The following is an 8662-nucleotide window of genomic DNA, read 5'->3' on the forward strand; positions in this document are numbered from 1 at the left end:
GAATTATAGATTCTGGAATAAATTATCTTCATCCAGATTTTATAAATGAAGATAATATAAGTAAAATAGTATCAATATGGGATCAAGAAAGCAGTACAAATTCACCTCCAAATGGAATGACTTTTGGTAGTGAATTTACTAGAGAAGAGATTAATCAAGCTATAATTAATAATGATCCTACACTAACAGTTGATAACTTAGGAACAGGAACTATTGCAGCTGGAATAGCTGTTGGAAATGGAAATGTTAATCCTTTATATAGAGGTGTAGCACGAGGCAGTGAGTTAGTAGTAGTTAAGTTAAGAGAATATGAAGGTACATTTAAAGACGGAAGGGTAAACTATATAAATACAGATTTCTTAGCAGCTATAAAATATATTTTAGATGTAGCAAACAAAGAAAATAAATTTTTAATTATAAACTTGACTATAGGTGAAAGGCCAAGATCTGTATTATTAACAAATTTACTAGATACTTTTCCTCAAATAACAAATATAGGTACTTTTGTAGTTAGTGGAGCAGGAAATGAGGGTAATACAGATATACATTTTGAAGGAAATTTATTAAATGTGGATGAATTTCAAGATGTAATTCTTGAGGTTGGTGAGCAAAATAGTTTAGATATTGTAATCACATTAAATGATCCAGGAAGAACTGGTGCTGAAATAATATCTCCATCTGGTGAAATAAGCTATAGGGTAGATTATTCTCCTGATGAATCTCAATATGAAGGGAAATATAATTTAGAAGACTCACCTTATGAAATGAGATTATCCTATCCTTGGCTATTATCAGGAAATGAAGAACTTCTCATTAGAATTTTAAATATAAAGCCAGGTATATGGACAATAAGATTATTTCCTGAAATTATAATAACAGGAGAATTTGATATTTATTTACCAAATAAAAACTTAATTGCTGAAGATACTAGATTTTTAGATCCTAATTCCTACTCAACAATAACCTTATATGGAGCAACAGAAAATGTTATAACTATAGGAGCCTATAATGATAAAACTAACAGTATGTGGATTGGTTCATCAAGAGGTCCTTTAAAAGATAAAAGGAGAGTAAAGCCAGATGTAGTAGCGCCAGGAGTAGATATTATAGCTCCTTATATGAGAGATAGTTATGTAAAAGCTACAGGAACAGGAGTTAGTAGTTCTTTAACTTGTGGTATATTAGCATTAATTATAGAATATATAAGCAATCAAGGAACATATGCAAGTAAAGCTTTGTTAACAAGTGTTTTAAAAACTTATCTAATGCTTGGAGCAATAAAAAATCCAATATATACATTTCCTAATGATACACAAGGGTATGGAGTACTTAGTTTACAAGGTACGATAGAAGCTATTGCAAATAAAATTTAAGCATATGAATTTTAAATATAATATTGGTTAAAAATAAGTATACACAAAAGAAAAAGAGGTGACATCATGGATATAAAAGATAAACAATTAAGTGGCAAAGATAATGAAAGACTTACAAAAACTACACCTACTAACTGTGAATATACTGCAGCATGGGCTAATGTAGATAATATAGTTCCTGTTAGTCAAGTGACACAACCCTCTCTTGATGATGTTATAGATGCAAAAGAATGGGTTGATAATGGTAGCAAATTATAATATTTTTTTAAGATGAAGACTTTATCTTCATCTTTTTAACTGTAAGGAAGTTATATGTTAGATGTCCTGTAGATAGCATACAATTTTCAACTTTGTTACTTTGAGAAACTCGAAAAGTCGTTAGCAAAATGAGCGAAGCGCCTACGCAGTGTCTTAAGCAACGTGAATTATATATATGGATAATTTTGAAATTAGAAGTATACCCAATTATTAAGAATTTGTAAAGTAGGATTTAAATATTTTATTTATATATTATTTGTAATAAATCTATAATAATTAGTATAACTTACAAATTAATAAAAAATACAAATTGAATAAAATATTGACTTAAATTTTATAAGTTGGTATAATCTTGTTAAATAAATGAAATACTATATATTAGATATAAAGACTATGAAAAGAAGAAGTAAATATAAAAACTGGTTTTAGCGAGTTGAGGATGGTGGGAGCTCAATACAAAGCTTATATTGAATAACATCTTGGAGTCTCTATCCGAAAGCAAAAAAATAAGCAAGTAGATGTAGACGGAAGGTCCCGTTATAGACCGTATAAGCAAAGCTTAAACTAAGAGGTCAATTGATATTGACAATTAGGGTGGTACCGCGAGAGTAATAGCCTTTCGTCCCTTTTTTACAGGGGATGAAGGGCTTTTTTTAATATAAAATAAGTTTAAGAAAAGCTAACTTAAGGATAAAATTTATGGGAGGAATTAAAATGCAAAAAGAATTTTTAACTGTAAAAGAGCTTTACAGACAAAAAGAAGAGTATATAGGACAAACTGTAAAAGTAGCAGGATGGATAAGAACATCTAGAGCTTCTAAAAACTTTGGTTTCGTAGAATTAAATGATGGAACTTTCTTTAAAAATATGCAAGTTGTCTTATCTGATGAAAAATTAGAAAACTTTAAAGAAATAACAAAGTTACCAATAAGTTCATCAATAATAGTAGAAGGTGAATTGGTTTCTACAGAGGGAGCAAAACAACCTGTAGAGATACAAGCTACAAATATAATAGTGGAAGGAGAGTCAGATAACTCATATCCTTTACAAAAGAAAAGACATACTCTTGAATACTTAAGAACTATAGCTCACTTAAGACCAAGAAGTAATACTTTTTCAGCAGTATTTAGAGTAAGATCTTTAGCTGCATATGCTGTACATAAATTCTTCCAAGAAAGAAACTTTGTATATGCTCATTCACCAATCATAACAGGAAGTGACTGTGAAGGTGCTGGAGAAATGTTTAGAATAACTACTCTAGATATGAACAACTTACCAAAAACTGAAGAAGGAGATATAGATTATTCTCAAGACTTTTTCGGAAAAGAAGCTAACTTAACAGTTTCTGGGCAATTAAATGCTGAAATAATGGCTTTATCATTTAGAAATGTTTATACATTTGGGCCAACTTTCAGAGCTGAAAACTCATATACAGGAAGACATGCTTCTGAATTCTGGATGATAGAACCTGAAATATCTTTTGCTGACTTAGAAGATAACATGGAGCTTGCTGAAGATATGGTTAAATATATTATAAACTTTGTATTAGAAAATGCTCCAGAGGAAATGGAATTTTTCAATAATTTCATAGACAAAGGATTATTAGACAGACTACACAACATAGTGAACTCTGACTTCAATAGAATAACTTACACTAAAGCAGTAGAATTATTACTTGAATCAGGACAAGAGTTTGAATATCCAGTTGAGTGGGGTATTGATTTACAAACTGAGCATGAAAGATATATAACTGAGCAAATATATAAAGCTCCTGTATTCGTAACTGATTATCCAAAAGACATAAAAGCATTCTATATGAGATTAAATGAAGATGGAAAAACAGTTAGAGCTATGGACTTACTAGTTCCAGGTGTTGGAGAAATCATCGGTGGATCTCAAAGGGAAGAAAGATATGATGTATTATTAGATAGAATCGAAGAGTTTGGACTAAATAAAGAAGATTACTGGTGGTACTTAGAACTTAGAAAATTCGGTACTGCTACTCACTCAGGATTTGGTCTTGGATTCGAAAGAATGATAATGTATTTAACAGGTATGTCAAATATAAGAGACGTTATACCATTCCCAAGAACTCCTAAAAATGCTGAATTCTAATATTAATTTTTTGAGCACCCTAAGCAATATTATTGCTTAGAGTGTTTTTATATTTTAAGGGATTATAAATTATTTGAATAGTATATAATTTATAGTCCAAACTGATAAATTTAATCAACGGGTAAAGCCGTTGGTTATATGAAGTAGAGCGTCCACGTAGTGGCTTGAGCCAAGCGAATTTTTATATTATATATCATGTAAAATAAACAAATATATATAAATATATATGAAGTTAGAATCTATTTTATATTGTAGGTAAATTAATTTCATTTTTTTGATAATAATAGATAAAGTGAAAAATAAATACTTGATTTACAAATATTTAATAACTATGAACTATAATCTAAATGATTTATAAAATTATAATAAATTACTTAGATTATAAAATAGATTTATTATAAGATAGAAATTTTATTTGACTATATAAAAAGTAAGTACTACATTTATTTTATAAATAAGAAATAGAAAGGAGAAAAAATGGAAGAAATAGGACTTATAATAGAAGGCGGTGGAATGAGAGGTTTGTATGCAGCAGGAGTATTAGATTACTTTATGGAACAAGACTTATACTTTAAAGATTGTTATGCAGTATCCGCTGGTGCATGTCATGCTTGTAGTTATTTATCAAAGCAAATAGGAAGATCAATTAAGGTAACACTTGATTATATAAATGATAAAAGATACTGTAGTGTGGAAAGCCTAATAAAAACTGGTGATATGTTTGGTGCAAAAATGCTTTATGACATAATACCAAATGAATTAAATATATACGATTATGAAACTTATGATAATCATAATTGTAATTTTTATTCTGTAGTCACAAATTGTGAGACTGGTAAGTCAGAATATATTAAAATCAAAGATATGAGAAAAGATATTATAGCTGTAAGAGCATCTAGCTCTCTTCCTTTACTATCAAGGATAGTAGAAATTGATAATAAGAAGTATTTAGATGGTGGTATTTCAGATTCTATACCAATAAGAAAATCTATTGAAGATGGGCATAAAAAGAATATTGTTTTACTAACTAGGGATATAAATTATAGAAAAAGTAAAAATAATTTAATGCCTTTATTAAAAATAAAATATAAGAAATATCCCAATTTATTAAAAAGTATTAAAAATAGACATGAAATGTATAATGATACTTTGGATTTTATTGAAGAAGAAAGAAAGTCAAATAATGCTTTTGTAATAAGACCAAAATCTCCAGTAAAAATAGGAAGATTAGAAAAAGATAAAACAAAACTAAAAGCTTTGTATGATCAAGGATATAACGATGCAAAAGATTGCTTTAATGATTTATTAAAGTTTTTAAACAATTAAATTATAAATATAAAAAGTATAAAGTTTTAAGCATTATAAATAATATTTGAAAATATACATATATTTAAGATTAATATTATATTTAAGATTATTTAGACTATATACTAAAAAAGTATAGATAAGTTTGTTTTTATACAAACCTATCTATACGAACATTCTATTTTCATATAATTAAAAATTTATTTATTTAATAATATATCTTCTATTCCTTTAAAGTCAGATACTTCATAAGTTGGAGACAATTTAGTTTTGTTTTCTATATTATTTGGATTAAACCAACAAGTATCTATGTTATAATTAATACCACCTTTTATATCAGAAGATAAACTATCTCCAATCATAAGTATTTCATTTTTATCAAATTTACCAAGATTATTTATAGCGTATTCAAATATATCAGGATTTGGTTTTGAGATACCTATTTCTTCAGAAATTACTATATCTTTAAAGTATTTTGAGATAATAGACTTTTTAATTCTTCTTTCTTGAACAGAAGTAAGTCCATTAGTAACAATAGAAAGTATGTAATTTTTACTTAATTTTTCTACAAGCTCATAAGCTCCATCAAATAAAAATGATCCATCACCTAAGTGTTTCATATAAGAAGTAGCAAATTCATTTTCATCAAAATTCATCCCTAGTTTATCGCCTAATCTTTTAAATCTTTCTACTTTTAATTTTGCTTGAGTTATAAGACCTTCTTCTAACTCTTTCCAGATAGCTGTATTTATTTCTTTATATGTACCAAAATGATAGTCTTCATCGTAATCAGCACCGAATTCAATCATAGTATTTTTAAAAGCTTCTCTTTCAGATTTCTTAAAATCAAATAAAGTTTCGTCAGCATCGAATAATATAACTTTGTATTTCATAATTAATTTCCCCCAAGTAGTCTTTTAATAATTTAAATTAAATTAATAAGATTATAACATGATATTGAGATAATTTAAATTTTTATAACATAAAAAATATTTAATATAATAAATATCTATAAAATACAGTGAAGATAAAATATAAATAAAAGTATTTTTAATTATTTGTTATAGTTAAGAAAAATAGTATATACAAATGATTTTTAATAATTATATATTAATTAAATAAAAATCGCATATTTTAAACTGTAGATAAAGTTTAAAATATGCGTTATTGTGTATGTCTAAATTAAATTTTAAAAATTATATACTAAATAATAAATCTGCGTATGAAGGGAATGGCCAATATTCTTTACCTACTATAGTTTCAAGCTCATCAGCTATTGCTCTAATTTCTTGCATTTTTATTTTTACAGCATCCTTATAGAATTGGGCATTTTCTTTAACTTCAATATAGTTCTTACTTTCTAGTAGAGCAGAATCTAATTCATCTAATTTTTTTAGTAAGCAAGCATTTAAAGAAGATATTTTCTTTACAAGATTTAATTCAACAGAGCAATCTATTTCAGAGCATAAAGCCTTTTTATCTAGGGCTGTTTCAGTTAAAGATTTAGTATAGGCACAAGCAGCTGGTATTATGGATTTTTTAGCCATCTCTAACATAGTTAAAGCTTCTATATTTAATGTTTTAGAGTATTCTTCTAGAAGAATATCACATCTTGATTGTAATTCCTCTTTAGAATAAACATTATGTCTTTCAAATAATTTTACGTTTTTATCATCAACATAGTGAGGAAGCGCATCAACTGCTGTTTTGAAGTTTAATAGACCTCTTCTTTCTGCTTCAACAACCCATTCTTCAGCATAGTTATTTCCGTTAAATATAATTCTACTGTGTTTTTTCATAGTATTTTTAACTAACTCATTTATAGTAGTTTCTATGTCAGTAGAAGTCTCTAAAGATTTTGCAAAGTCGTCTAGACTATCAGCAACTATAGTATTTAATATAGTATTTGGACAAGCTATATTTGTTGTTGAACCAAGCATTCTAAATTCGAATTTATTTCCAGTAAATGCAAATGGAGATGTACGATTTCTATCAGTAGTATCTTTCATAAATGAAGGTAATACATCAACATCAAATTCCATTTTATTTAATACTTCATCAGTGTATGGTAAATCATTCTCTATACATCTTAAGATTTTCTTTAGTTCCCCTCCTAAAAACATTGATATAATTGCAGGAGGTGCTTCATTTCCTCCAAGACGATGATCATTTCCAGCGCTTGATACAGATATTCTAAGTAAATCTTGGTTTTCATCAACTGCTTTTATTATTGCAGCTAAGAATAATAAGAAAGTTTTATTTTCATTTGGTTTTTTACCTGGACTTAATAGGTTTTTACCAGTGTTTGTTGACATAGACCAGTTATTGTGTTTACCACTACCATTAACCCCTGCAAATGGCTTTTCATGTAGTAAGCAAACAAGACCATGTTTATCAGCTATTCTTTTCATTAAATCCATAGTAATTTGGTTGTGATCAGTTGCTACGTTACTTACACTGAATACTGGTGCTAATTCATGTTGTGAAGGTGCAACCTCATTATGTTTAGTCTTAGATAAAACACCTAATTTCCAAAGTTCCATATCAAGTTCTTTCATATACTCAGCAACTCTTGGCTTTATTGAACCAAAGTAATGATCTTCCATTTCTTGTCCCTTAGGTGGTTTAGCTCCAAATAAAGTTCTATGACAGAATTTTAAATCCATTCTTTTATCAAATAATTCTTTGTCTATTAAGAAATATTCTTGTTCGGCACCCACTGTTGTTATTACTCTTGTTACATCATTATATCCAAGTAAGTTTAACACTTTAACAGCTGATTTATTTATAGCTTCCATAGATTTTAATAAAGGTGTTTTCTTATCTAATGATTGGCCAGAGTAAGCACAAAATGCTGTAGGTATACATAAGGTAGTATCTCTAATAAATGCATAAGATGTAGGATCCCATACTGTATAACCTCTTGCTTCAAAAGTACTTCTAAGACCTCCTGATGGGAATGAAGAACCATCTGGCTCACCTTTTATTAATTCTTTTCCTGAGAACTCCATTATTATATTTCCATCATCTGTTGGTGATATAAAGCTGTCATGTTTTTCAGCTGTTATACCTGTCATTGGTTGGAACCAGTGGGTATAATGAGTCGCACCATGTTCTATTGCCCAATCTTTCATAGTATTTGCAACGACATTGGCTATTTTAGGATTTATTGGTTTTCCCTCATCAATAGTCTTTCTTAAGACTTTATAAACATCTTTAGGTAATTTTTCTCTCATTACATTGTCATTAAAGACTAAACTTCCAAAAATTTTTGATAATTCTTTCATAAATAATTCCCCCTATAAAATTGATACTATCAGAATGATGTATGTAGATATCATATACTTTTAATTTTAAAATTTCTAAAATACTTTCACTAATAAAAAAAGGCGCAGTAGGAAATAAAAATCCTACAGCGCCTTTGCTGTTAATAAATTATGAAATAAGTATATGCAAATTGGTTTAAAATGTCAATAATAATTTTGAAAAAATAAAAAATATAGCAAAACAATATTCTTAAATTGTTTATTTGAATTTATAAAAACTATTTGACTTATAAAAAGACAAGTTGTAGAATTTTATGTAAATAAAACTAGAGTTATTTATAAATA

Annotated in this window: 6 protein-coding genes and 1 other annotated feature; of the genes, 4 read left to right on the forward strand and 2 right to left on the reverse strand. The window is 27.8% G+C overall.

All coding sequences use genetic code 11. The annotated features are described in order from the left end of the window. From cspC to J7G74_RS00615, 4 genes are all read left to right on the forward strand, one after another. Positions 1-1373, forward strand: a 1373-nt coding sequence (cspC, locus tag J7G74_RS00600) for a bile acid germinant receptor pseudoprotease CspC (RefSeq protein ID WP_297130401.1), incomplete at its 5' end; no start/stop codon positions are given. Between the two features lie 66 nt (positions 1374-1439). Then, positions 1440-1631 carry a DUF3787 domain-containing protein gene (locus J7G74_RS00605; RefSeq protein ID WP_297130404.1) on the forward strand — a complete coding sequence of 64 codons (192 nt, stop codon included), beginning with the start codon at positions 1440-1442 and terminating at the stop codon, positions 1629-1631. Positions 1632-2015: 384 nt separating this feature from the next. Continuing rightward, positions 2016-2261, forward strand: a binding site (T-box leader). Between the two features lie 84 nt (positions 2262-2345). Then, on the forward strand, positions 2346-3746 hold the full coding sequence (gene asnS, locus J7G74_RS00610) for an asparagine--tRNA ligase (RefSeq protein ID WP_297130407.1): 1401 nt from the start codon (positions 2346-2348) through the stop codon (positions 3744-3746). Positions 3747-4223: 477 nt separating this feature from the next. Then, positions 4224-5072 (forward strand): patatin-like phospholipase family protein, encoded by an 849-nt coding sequence (locus tag J7G74_RS00615; RefSeq protein ID WP_297130410.1) that lies wholly within the window; start codon positions 4224-4226, stop codon positions 5070-5072. A gap of 179 nt (positions 5073-5251) precedes the next feature. Here J7G74_RS00615 and J7G74_RS00620 read toward each other — a convergent pair whose 3' ends face one another. Together J7G74_RS00620 and J7G74_RS00625 are read right to left on the reverse strand one after the other, a co-directional pair. After that, positions 5252-5944 carry a YjjG family noncanonical pyrimidine nucleotidase gene (locus J7G74_RS00620; protein WP_297130413.1) on the reverse strand — a complete coding sequence of 231 codons (693 nt, stop codon included), beginning with the start codon at positions 5942-5944 and terminating at the stop codon, positions 5252-5254. Positions 5945-6247: 303 nt separating this feature from the next. Further along, on the reverse strand, positions 6248-8338 hold the full coding sequence (locus tag J7G74_RS00625) for a glutamine synthetase III family protein (RefSeq protein WP_297130416.1): 2091 nt from the start codon (positions 8336-8338) through the stop codon (positions 6248-6250). Positions 8339-8662: the final 324 nt, after the last annotated feature.

Source organism: Terrisporobacter sp. (genome assembly GCF_017888745.1).
In the GTDB taxonomy this organism is placed as follows: Bacteria; Bacillota; Clostridia; order Peptostreptococcales; family Peptostreptococcaceae; genus Terrisporobacter.

Excerpts from the sequence above, each read along its gene's own strand:
- J7G74_RS00605 (WP_297130404.1), top strand. The coding sequence starts at position 1,440 with ATGGATATAAAAGATAAACAATTAAGTGGCAAAGATAATGAAAGACTT.
- asnS (WP_297130407.1), top strand. The coding sequence starts at position 2,346 with ATGCAAAAAGAATTTTTAACTGTAAAAGAGCTTTACAGACAAAAAGAA.
- J7G74_RS00615 (WP_297130410.1), top strand. The coding sequence starts at position 4,224 with ATGGAAGAAATAGGACTTATAATAGAAGGCGGTGGAATGAGAGGTTTG.
- J7G74_RS00620 (WP_297130413.1), bottom strand. The coding sequence starts at position 5,944 with ATGAAATACAAAGTTATATTATTCGATGCTGACGAAACTTTATTTGAT.
- J7G74_RS00625 (WP_297130416.1), bottom strand. The coding sequence starts at position 8,338 with ATGAAAGAATTATCAAAAATTTTTGGAAGTTTAGTCTTTAATGACAAT.